Here is a 20139-nt window from a genome sequence, read left to right as displayed (position 1 = left end):
GTGCGTCCGCACCGCCGGTTGCGGTTGTCCGCAGAGTTCGCAACGGTTCGGTAACGGTCCGAAAGGCGTCGCACAACGGGGTACAGGGCGGCCCGGATCGGGGGACGGTTCGCGTCACGGAGATTTAACCTCCGACGACATGTCATCTTCCGGTCGAACGCCGCACCTCGGGCGTGTCGCGCGGCTCAGTCGCCGTAGAACTCCCGCTCGAACACCTGTCGTGCACGACGGGTGACGCCGAGGTAGTCCTCTTCCAGGCGGGTGGCGGACCCTGGTGGGTACTCCATCAGCCGTGCGACGCCCTCGAGCTGGATCCGGTCGACCGGCAGCACGTCGGTGGTCTTGCCGGACCAGAGCACCAGGGCGCTCCTGGTGCGGGAGGCGAACCGCCAGGCGGCGGCCAGGCGTTCGCCGTCCTCCGGTGTCACCAGTCCCTCGGCGACGGCGCCGTCGAGCGCGTCGAGCGTCGAGGTGGTGCGGAGTGCCGGCACCGTCAGCGCGTACTGCAGCTGGAGCAGCTGCACGAACCACTCGACGTCGCTGAGGGAGCCACGACCGAGCTTGAGGTGCCGGGCCGGGTCGGCGCCACGCGGCAGGCGTTCGGACTCGACGCGGGCCTTGATCCGCCGGACCTCGCGGACCTCGCGCTCGGCGATCTGCTCGGGGTACCGGGTGCGGTCGGCGAGGTGCTCGAAGTCCCGCAGGAGTGCTTCGTCGCCCACGGCGCCGCGGGCCCGGAGGAGCGCCTGGGCCTCCCACGTCAGGGACCACCGGGCGTAGTACGCGCCGTAGGACTCGAGCGTCCGGACGACCGGTCCGTTCTTGCCCTCCGGCCGCAGGTCGATGTCGAGGTCGAACGGGTAGATGGCGTCCTCGGTGAGGCGGGTGAGCTCGCGCACGATCACCTGTGCCGCTCGGGGTGCGGTCTCACCGGCGTCCGCGGGTGCGCGGTAGACGTAGAGCACGTCGGCGTCCGAGCCGAAGCCGAGCTCGCGGCCGCCGTACCGCCCCATCGCGATGACGCCGAACTCGAGGTCGTCCGGGGCGTCGCGCCGTGCGAGGGCGAGCGCGCCGGTCAGCGTCGCCTCGGTGATGTCGCTGAGGGCCGGGCCGAGCTGGTCCACGTCGAGCCGGCCGAGTGCGGCGGCCATGCCGAGCCGCAGGGTCTCCCGCCGGCGGATCGAGCGGATCAGGCTGGCCGCGGCATCGACGTCGTCGCCGTGCCGGCCGGTGGTCGCCCGCATCTCGGACAGCAGCGACGCGAGCGGCCGGGGCTGGAGCAGCGTCTCGGGTTCGTCGAGCCACGCGACGGCCTCGGGGAAGCGTTCGAGGAGCCCGGAGAGGAACGCCGACTCGGACAGCACGGTCGTCAGGCTGTGCGCGGCGCCCGAGGAGTCACGGAGCATGCGGAGGAACCAGCTGGACTCCCCCAGGGTGTCGCTGAGGCGGCGGAAGGCCAGGAGCGCGCGGTCCGGTGCCGGTCCCTCCGCCATCCACCGCAGCAGGACGGGCAGCAGGTTCCGCTGGATCGCCGCGCGGCGCGAGGTGCCCTGGGTGAGCACGCGGATGTGGCCGAGCGCGCCGTCGGGGTCGACGAAGCCGATCGCGCCGAGGCGGTTCCTGGCCTGCTCGCTCGTCAGCACGATGCCGCCGTCGGACGCCGCGACCGCGGACAGCAGCGGGCGGTAGAACAGGCGCTCGTGCAGCCCGCGGACCTCGAGCTTCACCGAGCGCCACCGGGTCTCGAGCGCCGACGCACTGGTCGCGAGACCGCTCGACCGGGCCAGGACGCGGAGTTCGTCCTCGTCGGAGGGCATCAGGTGCGTGCGCTGCAGCCGACGGAGCTGGATCCGGTGCTCGAGCACCCGCAGGAGCGCGTAGTCCGGACCGAACCGAGCCGCCTCGGGGCGACCGACGTAGCCGGCCTCGGTCAGGGCGTCCATCGCCTCGAGGGTGGACCGGACGCGGACGCGCTCGTCGTCCTGGCCGTGCACGAGCTGCAGGAGCTGCACCGTGAACTCGACGTCGCGGAGGCCGCCGGGACCGAGCTTCAGCTGCCGGTCGACCTCGGCGTCCGGGATGTTGTCGGTGACACGCTCGCGCATCCGCTGCACGGACTCGACGAACCCGGGGCGCTTCGAGGACCGCCAGACGAACGGGGCGACCGCCACCGCGTACCGCTCCCCGAGGTCGGCGGACCCGGCGATCGGGCGCGCCTTGAGCAGGGCCTGGAACTCCCACTCCTTGGCCCAGCGCTCGTAGTAGGCCACGTGGGAGTCGAGCGTCCGGACCAGCGCGCCGTCCTTGCCCTCTGGCCGGAGGTTCGCGTCGACCTCCCACAATGCGGGTTCGGCGGCGAGGTCCGTGATGACGTGGGTCGCGGCGATCGCGATCCGGGTCGAGATGCGGACGGCCTTGTCCGTGTCGATCGTGTCCGTGGGTTCCGTCACGAAGATGACGTCGACGTCGCTGACGTAGTTGAGCTCGCGGGCGCCGGCCTTGCCCATCGCGATCACCGCCAGCGGGGTGGCGGCGACGTCCTCGGCCGGGAACGGGACCTCACGGCGGGCCACGTCGACCGCGACGTCGAGCGCGGCGCCGGCCAGGTCGGCGAGTCCGGCGGCGACGGCCGGGAACGCCTGGGTCGGCGAGACGTTCAGGACGTCGAACAGGGCGATCTGCGCCAGGTGCCGGCGGTACCGGACGCGGAGGCGCATCCGGGCCGGCTCACCCGTCGCACCGTCGACGGCCTCGGTCAGGGACGCCGTGTACGCGGCCTGCGTCCACGGTTCGGTGACCGGCTCGAGCAGCAGCGCGAGTTCGGACGGCCGCCGCTGGAAGAACTCGCCGAGCCCGACCGAGGCGCCGAGCAGGCGCACCAGGCGCTCGGTCGCCGCGTCGTCCGCCAGGACGGGGCGGAGCGCGTCCTGGTGCGACTCCATCAGCCGCTCCAACAGTCGGAGCGCGCCGTCGGGATCAGCCGTGGTCTCCCAGAGCCCCGGCCACTCGTGCACCGTGACCCGCAGGTCGGAACCGAACCGGTCGTGCAGCTCGGTCAGTCGTTCCAGGCTCTCCGAGAGGTCCGCGAAGCCGAGCCGGGCCAACTCGGAACGCGACGTCTTCGTCCGGCCGGTCATGCTGCGGCTGGGGTCGTCGCGGAGCTGCTCATGAGCGCTAGAGCATGCCCAGGTTGGTGTCGAGCTCGAACGGCGTCACCTGGTCGCGGTAGCGCTGCCACTCCTGCCGCTTGTTGAGGAGCACGAAGTTGAACACCTGCTCGCCGAGGGTCTCCGCGACGAGCTCGGAGTCCTCCATCAGGGACAGCGCGTGGTCGAGGCTGGCCGGGAGCTGCGCGTACCCGAGGGCCTTGCGCTCCGAGTCGGTCAGGCCCCAGACGTTGTCCTCGGCCTCGGCGGGGAGCTCGTAGCCTTCCTCGATGCCCTTGAGGCCGGCCGCGAGGATGAGCGAGTACGCCAGGTAGGGGTTCGCCGCGGAGTCGATGCCGCGGTACTCCACGCGCGAGGACTGGCCCTTGTTCGGCTTGTACAGCGGGACGCGGACGAGTGCCGAGCGGTTGTTGTGGCCCCACGTCACGAAGGACGGGGCCTCGTCGCCACCCCAGAGGCGCTTGTACGAGTTCACGAACTGGTTCGTGACCGCGGTGATCTCCGGCGCGTGCTTGAGCAGGCCGGCGATGAAGTGCTTGGCCGTCGGGGAGAGCTGGTACTCGCCGCCGGGCTCGTAGAAGGCGTTCTGGTCGCCCTCGAACAGCGACACGTGCGTGTGCATGCCGGAGCCGGGCTGCCCGGAGATCGGCTTCGGCATGAACGTCGCGTAGACGCCCTGCTCGATCGCGACCTCTTTCACGACCGTGCGGAACGTCATGATGTTGTCCGCCATCGTCAGTGCGTCGGCGTAGCGGAGGTCGATCTCGTTCTGGCCGGGGCCGGCCTCGTGGTGGCTGAACTCCACCGAGATGCCGAGGTCCTCGAGCATCCGGACGGCGCGGCGACGGAAGTCGTGGGCGCTGCCACCGGGGACGTTGTCGAAGTAGCCGGCCTGGTCGACGGGCTTCGGGCCGCCGTCCTTCCAGTCGCGGTCCTTGAGCAGGTAGAACTCGATCTCGGGGTGCGTGTAGAACGTGAACCCGCGCTCGCTCGCCTTGGCCAGCGTGCGCTTCAGGACGTTGCGCGGATCGGCGACGGCGGGCTGCCCGTCCGGCGTCGCGATGTCGCAGAACATCCGCGCGGTGGGGTCGATCTCGCCGCGCCACGGCAGGATCTGGAACGTCGAGGGGTCCGGGTGCGCCAGCACGTCGGCCTCGTACGAGCGGCTGAGCCCCTCGATCGCGGAGCCGTCGAAGCCGATGCCCTCGGCGAACGCGCCCTCGACCTCGGCCGGGGCGATCGCCACGGACTTCAGCGTCCCGATGACGTCCGTGAACCAGAGTCGGATGAACTTGATGCCCCGCTCCTCGATGGTGCGGAGCACGAAGTCCGTCTGCTTGTCCATGCACGCCCTTTCCGCGTTCCACCACGGCCCTCCGGGGACCGTGCTCAATAGGCTAGTGGTCATGCCCCGTCTCCGCTTGGCACTCGCCCAGACGAACCCCGTCGTCGGTGACCTCGACGGGAACGCCGCCGGGATCGTCGAGGCCGTCCGCACGGCCGCCGCGCGTGGCGCCGACCTCGTCGCCGCCGGTGAGATGGCGATCTCCGGCTACCCGATCGAGGACCTGGCGTCCCGGCCGTCGTTCCTCCGCGCCGCACGCGCCGCCGTGACGTCGCTCGCGGCGCGCCTCGCCGAGGAGGGGCTCGGGGACGTCCCGGTCGTCGTCGGCCACCCGGACGGCCCGTTCGAGCCGCGCCCGGTCGACGTCAGCACCGCGCCGACCGCCATCGCGAAGAACTGCGCCAGCATCCTGCAGCACGGGCGCGTCGTGGCCACCACGGCCAAGTACCACCTGCCGAACTACTCCGTGTTCGACGAGTACCGGGTGTTCATCCCCGGGTCGGACCTGCTGGTCGCCCGGATCGCCGACGTCGACGTGGCGGTCATCATCTGCGAGGACCTCTGGCGGGACGGCGGCCCCGTCGCCCGGGTGCTCGACGCCGACGCCGGGCTGCTCCTCGTGGTGAACGCGTCGCCGTGGGTGGCCGACAAGGACGAGGTCCGGCTGCCGCTGGTCACGCGCCGGGCGACCGAGTCGGACACGATCGTCGCCTACGTCAACATCGTCGGCGGGCAGGACGACCTGGTCTTCGACGGCGACTCGGTCGTGGTCGACGAGCGCGGCACGATCCTGGCGCGGGCGCCGCAGTTCCGGACGCACCTGCTCGTCGTGGACGTCGACCCGGCGCCGGCCCGGACCGAGGCCCTCGTCACCGACCACGTGCAGCGGGTCGCGCTCGACACCCCGAACTCGACACCGGGTTCGCTCGCCGAGCGTCCGGCGCTCCCCCGGGACGTGGCCGTCCTGCCGTCCGACCTCGCCGCGATCTGGGACGCGCTCGTGCTCGGCACGGGCGACTACGTGCGGAAGAACGGGTTCCGGTCGGTCGTCCTCGGGCTCTCCGGCGGGATCGACTCCGCCGTGTGCGCGGCGATCGCGGTCGACGCACTCGGCCCGGAGCAGGTCGTCGGGGTCTCGATGCCGTCGCGGTGGTCCTCGTCGCACTCGGTGTCCGACGCCGACGACGTCGCGGCGCGGCTCGGCCTGCGGTACCGCACCGAGCCGATCGCCGACCTGGTCGCACCGTTCGACGCACAGCTGGCGCTGACCGGTCTCGCCGCCGAGAACATCCAGGCGCGGGTCCGGGCCCTGATCCTGATGGGGCTGTCGAACCTGGACGGGCACCTCGTGCTGACCACGGGGAACAAGACCGAGCTCGCGGTCGGGTACTCCACGATCTACGGGGACTCGGTCGGAGGGTTCGCACCGATCAAGGACGTCCCGAAGACCACCGTGTGGGAGCTCGCCCGGTGGCGGAACGCGCTCGCGGCGTCACGCGGCGAGACCGAGCCGATCCCGGAGAACTCGATCACGAAGCCGCCGTCCGCGGAGCTCCGTGAGGGGCAGGAGGACCAGGACAGCCTGCCGCCGTACGAGGTGCTCGACGCGATCCTGGACCGTTACGTCACGCGGGCCGAGGGCGCGGCGGACATCGTCGCCGCGGGCTTCGACGCGGACGTCGTGGCCGAGGTCACACGCCTGGTGGACCGCTCGGAGTGGAAGCGCCGGCAGGGTGCGATCGGGCCCAAGATCAGCGGCATGGCGTTCGGTCGGGACCGGCGGCTGCCGATCACCTACCGACCCTCGGGCCCTGGTGCCGCCTAGGACTCCTCGTCCCACTTGTCGTTGTTGGCCGCGATGCGTTCGAGGGCGTGCTGCGCTTCCTCACGCGTCTCGAACGGGCCGATCCGGTCGCGCTGGGGGGACTGCGGCCCCTGCTCGACCGTGTGGGTCTTCTCGTTGAACCACCACTGGGACTCGATGCGCTCGTCGCTCATGCGCTCCACCGTACCCGCGGGTCCGGAGGCCGTGCCCGCGCGGGTGCCGTACCGCGTGTCCGGAGGCCGTGCCCGCGCGGGTGTCGTACCGCGGGTCCGGAGGCCGTGCCCGCGCGGCTAGAGTGGAGCGCATGCCCCGGGACGAACACGGACACCTGACTGCCGGCCGCATCTCTCCGCAGCGGCCCGTCCCGAAGGACATCGAGCGGCCGGAGTACGTCGGCCGGGTGGAGCCGCACGAGCACGGCCTCGGCGACACGTACACCCCGGACGAGGTCGAGCTGATCCGCACCGCGGGCCGCATCGCCTCGCAGGCGATCGACGCCGTGGGAGCCGCTATCCGTCCGGGTGTCACCACCGACGAGCTCGACCGAATCGGCCACGAGTTCATCGTCGCGCACGGGGCGTACCCCTCGACGCTCGGCTACCGCGGGTACCCGAAGTCGCTGTGCTCCTCGGTGAACGAGGTGATCTGCCACGGCATCCCGGACGACACCGTGCTGCAGGACGGCGACCTGGTGAACATCGACATCACCGCGTACAAGGACGGCATGCACGGCGACACGAACCGCACGTTCGTCGTGGGGCAGGCAGCACCGGAGGTCGTCGACCTCGTCACCCGCACAGAGGAGGCGATGAACCGCGGCATCCGCGCGGTCGCTCCCGGTCGGCAGGTGAACGTCATCGGACGCGCGATCGAGTCCTACGCGAAGCGCTTCGGCTACGGCGTCGTCCGCGACTACACGGGCCACGGCGTCGGCCGGGCCTTCCACTCGGGGCTGATCATCCCGCACCACGACGCGCCGCAGTACGACACCGTCATCGAGCCCGGCATGGTCTTCACCATCGAGCCGATGCTCACGCTCGGCGGGATCGAGGCCGACATCTGGGCCGACGACTGGACCGTCAGCACGCGCGACAAGTCCTGGACCGCACAGTTCGAACAGACCCTCGTCGTCACGGACCGTGGCGCCGAACTCCTGACCGTCTCCTGAAAGGCACCGCTCAATGACCACACTCGCAGTCGGCGTCGACATCGGCGGTACGGGCATCAAGGGCGCGATCGTCGACACGACGACCGGTGAACTGACGACCGAGCGCATCAAGAAGGCCACCCCCGAGGGCGGCAAGCCGCACGACATCGTCGCGGTCGCGTCCTCGATCCTCGACGAGCTCTCCCCGGCGTCCGACGTCGCGGTCGGCGTCTGCTTCCCGGCGATCGTGCGGGACGGCAAGACCATGTCGGCGGCGAACGTGTCGAAGAAGTGGATCGGCTTCGAGGCAGAGGCCCTGTTCGAGAAGGAGCTCGGCCGCTCCATCCACTTCGTCAACGACGCCGACGCCGCCGGGTTCGCCGAGCAGCAGTTCGGCGCGGCGAAGGGCCGCGACGGGCTCGTCATCATGACGACGCTCGGCACGGGCATCGGCACGGCGCTCATCAACGACGGCGTGCTCATCGTCAACGCGGAGCTCGGCCACCTGGAGATCGACGGGGTCGACTACGAGACGAAGGCGTCCTTCGCGGCGAAGGAGCGCGACGACCTGTCGTGGAAGCACTGGGCGAAGCGACTGCAGAAGTACTACTCGCGGCTCGAGGCGCTGCTCTCCCCGGAGCTCTTCGTCGTCGGCGGTGGGGTCTCGAAGCAGTACGAGGAGTTCCTCCCCCTGCTCGACCTGCAGGCGGACATCATCCCCGCGACGCTCCGCAACAACGCCGGCATCATCGGCGCGGCGACCCTGGCGGCCCGCAGCGCCTGAGTAGTCGGCTAAACTCGGTCTGCGAACGGGTCGGTGAGACGGTCGCGTCACTCCCCCGGGAGTGCCGAGGAACGTCCGGGCTCCACAGAGCAGGGCGGTGGGTAACACCCACCCGGGGCAACCCGCGAGACAGTGCCACAGAAAGCAGACCGCCGGTGGCGACACCGGTAAGGGTGAAACGGTGGTGTAAGAGACCACCAGGGGTCCGGGTGACCGGATCCGCTCGGTAAACCTCGCCCGGAGCAAGGTCAGACAGAGGACGTCGAGGCTGCTCGCCGAGTCCTCGGGTAGACCGCTGGAGGCCGACGGCAACGTCGGTCCGAGAGAGATGGCCGTCACCGCCGCAAGGCGGGACAGAACCCGGCGTACGGCCGGCCCGTTCGCACCCCGTACATCGCACGGCACCGCGTGCCGTCGCACAACCGGGAGCACCCCGAACCACGGAACTCCGTGGTTCGGGGTGCTTCCGGTTGTGCGAAGTGCGTCCGCACCACGGGCGCGAGCGCGGCGCAGCGCGCGAGCGCCGCGGCTGCGCTACAGGCCGGACTCGCTCGTGCGGACCAGGACCGCCTCGCTGTCCGGGCAGAGCACGACGTCGTCCGGCGCCGCGGCACGGATCGCCTGCAGGTCGGCACCCGTGAGGGTCACGCCCGACGCCGTCGACACGCCGCCCTGCAGCAGCGAGGCGCCGAAGCCGTACCGGGCACGCTGCCGCTCGTACAGCGCGAGGAGCTCCTCCGGCACCTTCGCGGCGACGTCCGCGCGGCTCTGCACCACGGCGGAGCGGTCGGCCTCGAGGCGGGCGATCTCGGTGTCACGCTCGGCGACGAGGCCGGAGCGGGACGCCTCGACGTCGGCGAGTTCGGCCTCGATGTCGCCGACCCGGGCACGCAGCACGTCGAGCTTCTCCATGATCTCGAGCTCCGACGTCTCGAGGTCGCCGATGCGGCGCTGCAGCGAGTCGAGCTCGCTCTGCAGGCCGGCGGCGTCCTTCGCGCTCGACACGTTCGCGAGCATGGTGGTGTCGCGCGTCACGCGGGCCTGGGCGGTCGCGGTGTCGGACTCGAGCCGCGCGAGGTCGCGCTCGGCGTCCTCGACGTCACCGGTCGCCGCGGCGAGCCGGCTGCGGAGGCCGGACGCGCTCGCGCTCAGCTCGGTGAGCCGGTCGCCCTTCTGCAGGGAACTGATCCGGTGCGCGATGCGCGTGATGTCGTTGTCGAGTCGCTGGACGTCGAGGAGGATGACCTGGTCCTCGGGTGCTGCCTTCATGGTCAGGCTCCTTGTTCGGTGGTGGGGGTGGGGGCGGCCGCGCTCGGCAGGACGGCGAAGTCCCACGGGTCGGTCCGGAGGTCGCTCACGGTCACGCGGACCCCGGCGGCCTGCCGGAGCTGTTCCGCGGCGACGTCGAGCCAGAGCCACTCGGTGGCCCAGTGCGACGTGTCGATCAGGGCGGGTCCGTCGGTGAGCATCGCCTGCTCACGGAACTCCGACGCCGGGTGGTGCCGGAGGTCGCTCGTGACGTAGACGTCGGCGTCGCGCACCAGTGCGTTGCCGAGCAGCGAGTCCCCCGCGCCGGCACAGAGCGCCACGGTGCGGACGGGTCGCTCGTAGTCGCCGGACACGCGGACGCCCGACGCGGTGGGCGGCAGGACGTCGACGATGCGCCGGGCGAGCACGCCGAGCGGCACCGCTTCCGGCAGGACGCCGACGCGGCCGATGCCGGTGTCCGGCGCAGTGCCCGGTTCGAGGGGACGGAGATCCTGCAGCGCGAGACGGTCGGCCAGCACCGCGGAGGTGCCCGACGCGACGACGTCGGCGTTGGTGTGGGCGGCGACGAGGGCGCACCCGCCGCGGACGAGGGTCGCGAGCACCGCGCCCTTGTAGGTGTCCTCGGCGATGGTCGTCACACCGCGGAGCAACAGCGGGTGGTGCGTCAGCAGCAGGTCCGCCCCGACCGAGATGGCCTCGCGCGCGGTGTCCGGCACGGCGTCGACGGCGAGGTGCACGTGCTCGACGACTGCGTCCGGGTCACCGGAGACCAGGCCGACGGAGTCCCACGACTCGGTTCCCGCGACCGGCCACAGGGACTCGATCACGGCCTGGAGATCGCGCAGGGTCGGCATCCGGACAGTCTACCGAGGGGATCGACGGGGCCGGTGCCGACAGGTCAGCGGCGACCGAGGACCCGCAGGACAGCGGCGACGACGCGGGACCACCAGCCGGGCTGGGCCGACTCGACCCGCTCGACGTCGGCGGTGGACGTCGCGGGCTCGGCAGCCGTCTCCGGCAGCGCGGCGGCGTGCTCCTCCGGGAAGACGACCGGCGTGCCCGCCGTCTCGGCACGGTGCGCACGGAGCACGGCTGCGAACGTGTCGCGGTCGACCACGGTCGGTCCGGTCACGGGCTGGATGAGCGGGGTGGGTCGCGTGTTCGCCGACACCGGTGTGACGGCCTGGGCCCACGGCTGCCGGTTCCGGCGCGCCGCGGAGCTTGCGGAGAGGCGTGACGGCCGTGGAGACGGGGAGAGGGTGGGCACCAGTCGCGCGGGCTCGTCACGATCCGCAGACGCGCCGTCCACGGCAGTGGTCGCGCTGACGACGACCGGTGCGGCGACCGGGGGCAGCACGAGCGCGGGAGCCGCGGCGGGAGCGGCCTCGACGGCGGGGACCGGCGCCACGACCGTGACGGCAGCGGTGGTCGCGGCGCGGCGTGCAGCGGCGCGGTCGCGACGATCCGCCTCGTCGGCGGCGTCGGCGAGCAGGTCCTCGAACACGGACCGGGCGTAGGCCCGCGCCGCGTCGATCTCCGGGTCGCTCAGGTCGGCGACGACGGCCTCCCATGCGGCGAGCCGGGCGAGGTCCTCGTCGCGACGGCGGACCTCGTCCTCGAGGATCACGATGCGCTCGATCGTGGCGCGGCCGCTCTGCGCGGACACCTCGACCGCGAGCTCCTCGATGCGCAGGGCGAGCCGCTCGGGCGGTTCGGGGAACGACGGGGCGCAGACCGAGGCGTGGCGCCCACGGTCGCGGGGCCGGCGGAACGCGGTGTCGTCCGATGACGAGGCGCCGAGCTGCTCGAGGTCGACCCGCTCGGGCTCGACCTCGTCGGGTCCGACCTGCTCGAGCACGGGTTCGGCTGCCGCGGCGGCGTCCGGTCGCTGCACCGGGCCGGTGACGGGCGGGACCACGAGGTCCGACACGTACGGGGCACGGGTGGCCGGGGCGTCACGGAGCCACTCCTCGAGCTCGCGACCGAACGGGTCGACGAGAGGGGTGCGTGCACCGGACTGCGTTTCCATGTTCCGAAGGATAAATATCGCGGGGTGGATGCTGTCGCTCATCCCCGGTGTGTCGCGGGATCGCCTGCCATATCGCGTCGAAGGTGATCGGCGTGTCGAGACCGCGGGTGCACTCTCGTCACACGCGCCTCAGCAGCCCCGCGCGAACTCCTCGAGCAGTGCACGCCCGTCCGGCCACTCCCCGACGCCGCTGGCGACGTTCACGTGCCCGTGAGCGCCGATCCTGCGGACGTCCGAGCCGAGGCTCGCTGCCATCGCCTCGGCCCGCTCCGGCGTGCAGTACGGGTCGTCGTCGCTCACGACGAGCAGGGTCGGCGTCCGGACCGCCCGGTCAGGTGCGGCGAACCCTGCGGCGGCCTCGGGGAACCCGGGGGCCCCGGGGTCGGGTGCGGCGACGAGGAAGGCCCCGGCGACCCGTCCGTCGTCGTTCCGGCCGCCATCGGCAGCGAGCCATCCCGCGACCGCGAGGACGCCGAGGCTGTGCGCGACGAGCACCGGCGGCCCGTCCACCGCGGCGATCGCCCGGTCGATGGCGGCGAACCAGTCCGCGGGCTCGGGTTCGGACCACGACGTCGGCGCGATCCGCACGGCGTCGCCGCCCCGCTCGGCCTGCCAGCGCGACTGCCAGTGCTCAGGGTCGGAGTTCCAGATCCCGGGGACGATCACCCACGGTCGTTCTCGGTTCACGGTCCGAGCGTAGAGGGCGTCGGAGCCGGTGCCCACTCAGTTCTGCAGCGTGTCCCGCGGGTACTCGCCGAACCGCGCGGCGTACGCGGCCGAGAACCGGCCCAGGTGTGCGAACCCCCAGCGGACGGCGACCGAGGCCACCGTGAACTCGCCCGGCGTGCCACGTCGCAGCTCCTGACGGATGCGGTCGAGCCGGATCCCGCGGAGCATCGCGTTCGGTGCGGAGCCGATCTGGCGCTGGAACGCCTGCTGGAGCCCGCGCACGCTCAACCCGACGTGCGCCGCGACGTCCGTGGTGGAGATCGGGGTGTGCGCGAACGCGGACATGTACTCGACGGCCTCGCGGACCCGCCCGGTCGCGCCCTGTGGCAGGGAGACCTCTGCCGTGAGCAGCCGGTGCGGGAACGTGCGGAGCAGCGTCGTCGCCGTGGCCCGCGCCGTCTCCGCCATCGCGAGTGGCGAGACCGGACCGGTGCCGAGCACGACGGCGGCCGCGTCCTGGACCTGCCGGTGCCACATCCGGACGTCGTCGGCTGCCGGTACGGCTGCGTGGTCGAACACGAGGGACCCGGGCTGTGCGCCGTGCACCTCGGCGGCGATGCCCTCGAGGTAGGTCCGGTCGAACTGCACCAGGCTCTGCCGGACGTCGGCGAGCTCGAACTCGAACGCCCGTCCGGTCGGGAACATCATCGGCGCACCGGGACCGAAGGACACCTCGTCCCGCCCGATGTCGACGCGCCCACCACCGTCGACCGTCCACATCACGACGTACTCGTCGCGGGACTCCACCGCCCCGCGGATGCCGGCGTCGAAGCGACTCGACCGCAGCGACATGGTCTGGTCGCCGACGACGCGGAACCGGTACGAGAACGGCCGGGACGTGCGTCGAGCGATGAACCCGGAGCCCTCGTAGGCGTCCTCGTACATGCGCCGAGCGTCATCGAGATCGTCGCCGGACGTCTCGAAGCTCATGCGGGGATCGGGCTCGACTGTCATCGCGCGCATCGTGACACGACCGCCAGTCGAGGCCGCAATCGGACGAGCTGTCTTGCGGGTTCCGGCCTCCTGGCTGCGCATTGTGGATCAGGGTGTCACGCGGCGCGGATCAGGGCGTCAGCCCGTCCGGAGCACGTCCGCGTCGGACCGTCCACCGGTTCCGGTCGCCGTCGCGCTCGTACCGGAGCTCGTCGACGACCATGCCGACCAGGGCCAGACCGCGGCCGCTCTCGGCGGACGCGTCGGGGAGCTCGGCAGCCGACGGATCGACGGAGGTGGGCCGACCGTCGTCGGTGAGTCGGGCCTCCAGGCCGTCGCCCGTGACCGCGAGCGCGAGCGAGCACGCGACCCGCGCGCCGCCACCGGCGTGTTCGACGACGTTCGAGGCGAGCTCGACGAGCGCCAGCTCGAAGGCCATGCGGTCTTCCGGACCGACGGACGGTTCCGTGCCCCAGACGCCCGCGAGGAAGTCGTGCACGGCGGAGACGTCGTCCGGCGGGGACGCGAAGTCGAGACGGTGCTCGCCCACGGCGGTGCTCATCCCCAGTTGGTCACCGCGGCGTCCCCGTCGGGGTACGTGCGCAGGATCTTGTCGATGTTGGAGAGCTTCAGGACCATCGAGACCTGGTCGGACGGGGCCGCGATGCGCAGGTCACCGCCGGCCTGCCGAGCCGTCTTGAGGCAGCCGACGAGCGCGCCCAGTCCGGAGGAGTCCATGAACTCGACCCCGGAGAGCTCGACGACGACGCGGTTCCGGCCGTCACCGACGACCTTGGCGACGGTCTCCCGGAATGCCGGGGCCGACACCATGTTCAGTCGCCCCTTGCACTCCAGGACCGCGGCGTCCGTCTGCGCCTCGTGTACGACGATGTCCATACGGGATGCCTCTCTGGTCGGTGCCCCTTGCTCAAGGGACCCTATCGGTTCGGGCTGCGGCTTCGTTCGGTGCTTCGTTCGGTGCTTCGTTTCGCAGTGTGCGAGGTTCCGGACACGGTGCGCGGCTCCGCGGCTCGCACGTTGTCCGGAAGCTCGCACGGTGCGCGGCGTCAGCGGCGCCGACGAGTTGCGGACGCCTGGACCACGACCGCGGCGGCCATCAGCACCACCATCACCGAGCCCATCGCGACCGCGGTGCCGCCGAGGAGTCCCGCGAGCGGCGTCCCGAGTCCGCCGAGCCCGAACGACAGGCCGCCCTGCAGCGCCGCCGCGGTGCCCGGGTGTGCGGCGCCGACGTGCTGGGTCCGGGTCATCGCCGCCGGCAGCACGAAGCCCCAGGCCCCGGTGACGACCGCGAGCGAACACCAGACCGGCACGGGGCCAAGGCCGAGCAGGGCTGCCGCGAGCACCCCGGCACCGCCGACCGTGCCGACGACGAGGCCGAAGGTGAGCAGGCCGTCCTCGGAGAAGCGGCCGACGACCCGGCGGAACACGAGCGTCGTGATGATCATCATCGTCGCGTTCGTGGCGAAGACGAGGGTGTAGAGCCCCTCCGAGAACCCGAACTCGGTCTGGAACACGAACGAGCTCGTCGCGATGTAGGCGAAGAACCCGATCGTCGAGAGCACCCCGCTCAGCAGGTACGCCCGGAACCGCGGGATCGCGACGAGCCGGCGGATGCGGAGCCAGTTCGCGCCGAGTCCGACGCTGCCGCGGGTCGACAGGGTCTCGTGGAAGAACGGCACGACCATCGCGAAGAACACCGCGCCGAGCACGGCGAGCACGACGAACATCACGCGCCACGTCGCGAACGACAGCACCGCTCCCCCGGCCAGCGGCGCGACGACCGGGCCGATCGCGTTGATCGCAGCGAGGGTGCCGAACACCTTGGCCATCGGCGGCCCCGACATCACGTCCGAGACCATCGCTCGTCCGGCCACCGCGGCCGCGGCTCCTGCCAGTCCCTCGACCACTCGCGCCACGATCAGCGTGCCGACGTCCGGCGCGAGCGCGCAGCCGAGGGACGCGAGCGCGAACAGGGCCGTCCCGCCGAGCATCATCGGTCGGCGGCCGATGCCGTCGCTGACCGGGCCGGCGAGGAGCTGCCCGACCGCGAACGCGACGAGGAAGGCGGTGAGCGAGAGCTGCACGGCGCTGGGTGTGGTGCCGAGGTCGCGGGCGATCGCGGGGAGTGCCGGGATGTACATGTCCGTCGCGAACGGCGACACCCCGACGATGAGCGCCAGGGGCACGATCGGCGGGAGGGTGGCCTGGGTCCGGGTGCGCTCCGTCGTCACCCGGGCAACGCTACGCCGCCCCGAATCGATTCGACAGGGTTGGGGCGGTGCGGCTGGGCTGTGGCTGTGGCTGTGGCTGTGGCTGTGGCTGTGGCTGTGGCTGTGGCGCCCCATCACCCGCGAGACACCGCGGTCGCGCCGAGACGCCGCCGATTCCGGGGGTGTCTCGGCAGGACGGCGGCGTCTCGGCAGAGGTGCGGCGCCTCCGGCTTCCCGGCTGCACTGTGGCGCCCCAATACCCGCGAGACACCGCGTGCGCGCCGAGACGCCGCCGATTCCGGCGGTGTCTCGGCAGGACGGCGGTGTCTCGGCAGAGGCGCGGCGCCTCCGGTGCTGGCCGGGCGCCACCGTGTGCGCAGCGTGGCGCGGCGCGGCGCCGGCCCGACCTCGGACGCCGGACGGCGCGCCCCGCAAACGGCGAGACGCCGCCAACCGGCCCAGACGCCTCCGGAAACCGGGGTGTCTCGGCCGCATGGCGGCGTCTCGAGCCTCGAGCGGTGTGTCAGCCCGTGTTCTGCAGGCCGGCGGCGATGCCGTTCACCGTCAGCAGCAGCAGGCGGTGGTCGGTGTCCGTCGGATCGGTGCTGCCGCTGGTGCGGATGGCGCGCAGGGCTCGGAGCTGCAGGTGCGACAGGGCGTCGACGTACGGGCTCCGGAGTCGGACGGCACGGGCCAGGACCGGCCGGTCCTCGAGGACGTCCGCCCCGCCGGAGACCCGGAGGACCCAGTCGCGGGTGCGGATCATCTCGTCGAGCACACGCGCGGCGAGGTCGTCGCGGTCCGCGAGCTCGAGGTACCGGCGGGCGATGTGCTCGTCGGTCTTCGCGAGCGACATCTCCACGTTCTTGATCATCGCGCCGAACAGCGGCCACTCGGCGTACGCGGTGCGGAGGAGTTCGACGTCACCGACCGCCTCGAGTGCGGATCCGAGGCCGTACCAGCCCGCCAGGTTGATGCGGGCCTGCGTCCAGGAGAACACCCACGGGATCGCGCGGAGGTCCTCGAGGGACTCGACGGAGAGCCCGCGGCGCGCCGGACGGGAGCCGAGCGGCAGCAGCCCGATCTCCTCCATCGGGGTCACCCGGGCGAACCACGGCGCGAAGCCGTCCGCCTTCACGAGGCCGTAGAAGGCGTCGCGGGAGACGTCGTCGAGCTGCTGTGCGAGATCGGCGAACCGGGTGGCGGCTGCTTCGATGCGGGCCTCGTTCGACGGCGAGGACGCGAACAGCGTCGCGGAGGCCATCTGCTCGAGGTGCCGGGCCGCGATGTCCTGGTCGCCGTACTGGGCGAAGATGACCTCGCCCTGCTCGGTGAGCTTGAGCCGGCCGTCGATCGATCCCGGCGGCTGTGCCAGCACGGCCTCGTTGGCGGGACCGCCACCGCGGCCGAGGGAACCGCCGCGGCCGTGGAAGAGCGTGAGCTCGATGTCGTTGTCCCTGGCCCACTGAGCGATCTTCGCCTGCGCGTCGTACAGCGCCAGGTTCGCCGACACCGGGCCGACGTCCTTCGAGGAGTCGGAGTACCCGAGCATCACCTCGAGCTTGCGGCCGGTCGCGGCGAGTCGACGCTGGAAGGCCTCGGTGCGCACGGCCTCGTCGAGGATATCCACGCTGGCGTGCAGGTCGGCGAAGGTCTCGAAGAGCGGGATGACGTCGAGCACCGGTGCGGCCTCGGCGGAACCGAGCGCGGCGACCGCGAGTTCGTGCACGTTCGCCAGGTCCGCCGCGGACTGGGTGAACGAGACGATGTAGCGGTTCGAGGCGCGGACCCCGTACCGACGCTGGAGGTCCGCGATCGTCCGGAAGACGGCGAGGACCTCTTCCGTGGTCTCGCTCAGCGCACCGCCGGCGCGGATCTCCGCGAGGGCCGTGCGGTGCACCTGGGAGTGCTGGCGGATCTCGAGCTCGGCGAGGTGGAACCCGAAGGTCTCGACCTGCCAGATCAGGTTCTGCAGCTCGCCGTGCGCCGGGCGTGCCGCACCCGCTGCGACGAGCGAGGCCTGGATCGTGCGGAGGTCGGAGAGCAGCACCTCGGGGCCGTCGTAGGCGAGCGGGGCGTCGCCGCGGCGGGTGGCGTCGATGCGCGCGGCCGTGAAGAGGAGCGCACGGCGGTGCGTCTCGTTCGGCGCACGGATGCCGATGCGCTCGGCGATGTCCGGGTCGAGGGACTCCTGCGACGCCACGAGCGCGGTGAGTCCGGCGTCGGCCGGTGTCTCGCTGTGGTCGAGGGTCAGGGTGCTGCCGATGCGGGTGGCCGCGCGACCCAGGCCGAGCAGGATGTGCTCGGCCGCGATCTCCGCGGCCTGTCGGGTGATGTCCGACGTCACGAACGGGTTGCCGTCGCGGTCGCCACCGATCCACGTGCCGAAGCGCACGAACGCGGGCGCCTGCACGGGCACGCTTCCGGCGTCGTCGCCGAGGAGCCGGTCGTCCAGGAGGCGGTACACCTGCGGGACGATCTCGAACAGCGTCTGGTCGAACACGCTCATCGCGGTGCGGACCTCGTCGAGCGGGGTCGGTCGGGTGGTGCGCAGCGGCGAGGTGCGGAGGAGGTTCGTGATCTCCTCGAGCAGGCGGCGTTCGTTCTCGGCGCGCGCCGTCGCGTTCTTGGCGCGGTCGCGTTCGTCGATGAGGTCGGTGATGCGCCGGACGGCCGTGGTCACCGCGCGGCGGCGGGCCTCGGTCGGGTGGGCGGTGAGCACCGGGTGGAAGCGGAGGGCCGCGAGGCGGGCGGCGGCTTCGTCCGCGCCGACCTCACCCACGAGCTCGGCGTACGTGGCCGGGAAGGAGTCTCCCCCGACGCCGCCGTCGTCGCCCCGGAGCCGGAGCACGCGGACCCGGTGGTGCTCCTCGGCGAGGTTCGTCAGGTGGAAGTAGGTGGTGAAGGCGCGAGCGACCTCTTCGGCGCGCTCGGCGGACAGCTCGGCCACGACCGACTCGGCCCGTGCAGCACCGTCGGTGTCCGAGCCCTCGTACGCCTCGATCACTGCGGCGCGCAGTGCCTCGACGTCGCGCAGGAGGTCGTCGCCACCGCTCTCACGCAGGACCCGCCCGAGCAGGCTCCCGAGGTACCGGACGTCCGCTCGCAGGTCGCTGTCGACCGCTCCGCTGACATCGTCTCGTGCGCTGCCGAAGCGCGTCGATCCGTCGATCGCCGTCATCTCGTCCTCTCGGGTCGCCCGGGACACCGCCCCCGGGACCCCAGCAGCGTATCGGCAGGCGGGTGTCCGTGACGACGACCGTCCGGACGGCCGGGTACCGGACACGGGCTCGAGCGGTGCCCCGGGTCGACGAGACGCCGTCGGGTCGCCGAGACACCGCCGGATGTGGCGGCGTCTCGAGACGAAGGCGGCGTCTCGAGACCTCGGCGGCGCCTCAAGACCTCGGCGACGCCTCAGGACCTCGGCGGCGCCTCGCGCGCACAGGGGCGCCACCAGGACACAGGTGCGCCGCGGATGTGTCGCCGAGAACACGGGCGGCCAGCGGAAGCACCCCTGCTGTGGCGGAGCGCCCGCGTTCCCGGCGGGTCTGGGAGCGCCGGCTAGCTCGGCTCCGCGAGCTGGGCCTGCGCGGCGGAGTGCACCTCGACGATCTGCACGCGGGCCGACCGCCGATCGGTCAGCGGAGTCGTCCACGGCACGATGACGTGCTCCACGTCCCCGTCGTCGAGCTGTGCGAGCCACACCCCGGCGATGGCGTCGATCTCGGTCATGGTGGCGGCCACCGCGGTCGCCGCGCCGTTCGCCCGCGCGATGACCAGGTTGTCGAGCGCGTGGTCGGTGTTCATGTGCCGGAGGATGGCGCGCCGGGCCTCGGCGTCGAACGGCGGCTGTTCCCCGGTCACGCGATCACCGCCACGTCACCGTCGGCCACGGAACCGACGGAACCGGAGCCGACGGACCCGCCAGGGCCGCCAGTACCGACGGCACCGACGGCGTCGGCCCCGCCGACCGGCCGTCGAGCCGCGTCGAGTTCGGCGAGCAGCCCGTTGTTGAGCGCGTACGCGAGCTCCACCTCGGCGATGACACGTTCGCGCTCCTCGTCGTCCCACGGCGCGGCGTCGAGCTGCGCACGGTAGGTGTCCTTGAACGCGGTCGGGTCGGCGACCTGGTCGAAGATGTAGAAGAGGACGCCGTTCGTGTCGAACCCGAACTGGTCCGCGAGCATCCGGCCGATCACCTGACCGCCGGACAGGTCGCCGAGGTACCGCGTGTAGTGGTGCGCGACGAAGCCGCCTGGCCACTCGGCCGCGACCTCGTTGAGCCGCCGCACGTAAGCGGTGGTCGCGGGCGAGGGGCACACCAGCTCGGACCAGTCCGGACCGATCAGGTACTCGAGGTCGGCACGGATCGCCGGCATCCGGGTGAGCTGCGAGGTCACGAACGGCGCGGCGACGGGGTGGTCCGCCATCCGGTCGGCGGCGCGCTCGAGGGCGTCGTACACGAACGAGTACTGTCCGAGCAGTGCGGCGTAGTCGGCGACATCGCACCTGCCCTGGAGCAGGTCGTGCATGAAGTCGTTCCCGGCCGAGGAACCGTGCGAGCGTCGCGTGCGCTTGCGCAGCAGCTCGGAGAACGGGATGACGGTCGTGTCCATGAGGTAAGGCTAACCTTACTGAGGCGCACGTCAAGCACGATCTCCACGAACTCAGGCGACG

The 20139-nt window shown here is 72.0% G+C and carries 17 protein-coding genes and 1 other RNA gene; 4 read left to right on the top strand and 14 right to left on the bottom strand.

Annotation, left to right across the window (positions count from 1 at the left end; all coding sequences use genetic code 11):
• Nucleotides 1-185 precede the first annotated feature (185 nt).
• On the bottom strand, nt 186-3137 hold the full coding sequence (locus ACIPJY_RS01620; RefSeq protein ID WP_400460288.1) for a bifunctional [glutamine synthetase] adenylyltransferase/[glutamine synthetase]-adenylyl-L-tyrosine phosphorylase: 2952 nt from the start codon (nt 3135-3137) through the stop codon (nt 186-188).
• A 37-nt stretch (nt 3138-3174) separates the two neighbouring features.
• On the bottom strand, nt 3175-4512 hold the full coding sequence (gene glnA, locus ACIPJY_RS01615) for a type I glutamate--ammonia ligase (protein ID WP_400460290.1): 1338 nt from the start codon (nt 4510-4512) through the stop codon (nt 3175-3177).
• A gap of 61 nt (nt 4513-4573) precedes the next feature.
• On the opposite strand from glnA, the gene ACIPJY_RS01610 reads away from it, so the two are divergent.
• A complete protein-coding gene (locus ACIPJY_RS01610) occupies nt 4574-6337 on the top strand; it encodes an NAD+ synthase (protein ID WP_400460292.1) in 1764 nt (587 codons plus the stop codon).
• On the opposite strand, the gene ACIPJY_RS01605 is transcribed toward ACIPJY_RS01610, so the two are convergent.
• Complete coding sequence (locus ACIPJY_RS01605; RefSeq protein ID WP_400460294.1) at nt 6334-6510, bottom strand: SPOR domain-containing protein; 177 nt, start codon at nt 6508-6510, stop codon at nt 6334-6336. The two genes, ACIPJY_RS01610 and ACIPJY_RS01605, sit on opposite strands and share 4 nt — an antisense overlap.
• Before the next feature lie 131 nt (nt 6511-6641).
• On the opposite strand from ACIPJY_RS01605, the gene map reads away from it, so the two are divergent.
• The 3 genes from map to rnpB all read left to right on the top strand — a co-directional run bounded on the left by map (nt 6642) and on the right by rnpB (nt 8651).
• Nucleotides 6642-7505 (top strand): type I methionyl aminopeptidase, encoded by an 864-nt coding sequence (gene map, locus ACIPJY_RS01600; protein ID WP_400460296.1) that lies wholly within the window; start codon nt 6642-6644, stop codon nt 7503-7505.
• Nucleotides 7506-7518: 13 nt separating this feature from the next.
• Nucleotides 7519-8268: a polyphosphate--glucose phosphotransferase gene (gene ppgK, locus ACIPJY_RS01595; RefSeq protein WP_400460298.1), complete on the top strand. Its 750-nt coding sequence runs from the start codon at nt 7519-7521 to the stop codon at nt 8266-8268.
• A 26-nt stretch (nt 8269-8294) separates the two neighbouring features.
• Nucleotides 8295-8651: RNase P RNA component class A (gene rnpB / locus ACIPJY_RS01590), an RNA gene on the top strand.
• 151 nt (nt 8652-8802) lie between these two features.
• On the opposite strand, the gene ACIPJY_RS01585 is transcribed toward rnpB, so the two are convergent.
• The 11 genes from ACIPJY_RS01585 to ACIPJY_RS01535 all read right to left on the bottom strand — a co-directional run bounded on the left by ACIPJY_RS01585 (nt 8803) and on the right by ACIPJY_RS01535 (nt 20078).
• A complete protein-coding gene (locus tag ACIPJY_RS01585; protein WP_400460300.1) occupies nt 8803-9537 on the bottom strand; it encodes a zinc ribbon domain-containing protein in 735 nt (244 codons plus the stop codon).
• A gap of 2 nt (nt 9538-9539) precedes the next feature.
• Nucleotides 9540-10391: a Nif3-like dinuclear metal center hexameric protein gene (locus ACIPJY_RS01580; RefSeq protein WP_400460301.1), complete on the bottom strand. Its 852-nt coding sequence runs from the start codon at nt 10389-10391 to the stop codon at nt 9540-9542.
• 44 nt (nt 10392-10435) lie between these two features.
• The gene (locus ACIPJY_RS01575) at nt 10436-11566 is read right to left on the bottom strand and encodes a hypothetical protein (RefSeq protein ID WP_400460303.1); all 1131 of its coding nucleotides are present in this window, start codon (nt 11564-11566) and stop codon (nt 10436-10438) included.
• Nucleotides 11567-11695: 129 nt separating this feature from the next.
• Entirely contained in the window at nt 11696-12253 is a 558-nt protein-coding gene (locus ACIPJY_RS01570; RefSeq protein ID WP_400460305.1) for an RBBP9/YdeN family alpha/beta hydrolase, read from the bottom strand.
• A 36-nt stretch (nt 12254-12289) separates the two neighbouring features.
• Nucleotides 12290-13249: an AraC family transcriptional regulator gene (locus ACIPJY_RS01565; RefSeq protein WP_400460307.1), complete on the bottom strand. Its 960-nt coding sequence runs from the start codon at nt 13247-13249 to the stop codon at nt 12290-12292.
• 109 nt (nt 13250-13358) lie between these two features.
• On the bottom strand, nt 13359-13790 hold the full coding sequence (locus tag ACIPJY_RS01560; RefSeq protein WP_400460309.1) for an ATP-binding protein: 432 nt from the start codon (nt 13788-13790) through the stop codon (nt 13359-13361).
• Entirely contained in the window at nt 13787-14125 is a 339-nt protein-coding gene (locus ACIPJY_RS01555; protein WP_400460311.1) for an STAS domain-containing protein, read from the bottom strand. Before ACIPJY_RS01555 ends, ACIPJY_RS01560 begins: the two co-directional genes overlap by 4 nt.
• Before the next feature lie 170 nt (nt 14126-14295).
• Nucleotides 14296-15483, bottom strand: coding sequence for a Bcr/CflA family efflux MFS transporter (locus tag ACIPJY_RS01550; protein ID WP_400460313.1), 1188 nt, complete (start codon nt 15481-15483; stop codon nt 14296-14298).
• A gap of 502 nt (nt 15484-15985) precedes the next feature.
• A complete protein-coding gene (locus ACIPJY_RS01545) occupies nt 15986-18643 on the bottom strand; it encodes a phosphoenolpyruvate carboxylase (protein ID WP_400460315.1) in 2658 nt (885 codons plus the stop codon).
• A 380-nt stretch (nt 18644-19023) separates the two neighbouring features.
• Nucleotides 19024-19326 carry a DUF2470 domain-containing protein gene (locus ACIPJY_RS01540; RefSeq protein WP_400460317.1) on the bottom strand — a complete coding sequence of 101 codons (303 nt, stop codon included), beginning with the start codon at nt 19324-19326 and terminating at the stop codon, nt 19024-19026.
• The gene (locus tag ACIPJY_RS01535) at nt 19323-20078 is read right to left on the bottom strand and encodes a heme oxygenase (biliverdin-producing) (RefSeq protein ID WP_400460319.1); all 756 of its coding nucleotides are present in this window, start codon (nt 20076-20078) and stop codon (nt 19323-19325) included. Before ACIPJY_RS01535 ends, ACIPJY_RS01540 begins: the two co-directional genes overlap by 4 nt.
• Nucleotides 20079-20139: the final 61 nt, after the last annotated feature.

The sequence above is a fragment of the Curtobacterium sp. NPDC090223 genome (assembly GCF_044746585.1).
Lineage (GTDB): Bacteria > Actinomycetota > Actinomycetes > Actinomycetales > Microbacteriaceae > Curtobacterium.
The sequence above is the reverse complement of the archived record's forward strand: the minus strand, read 5'-3'. Positions and strand labels throughout refer to the sequence as shown.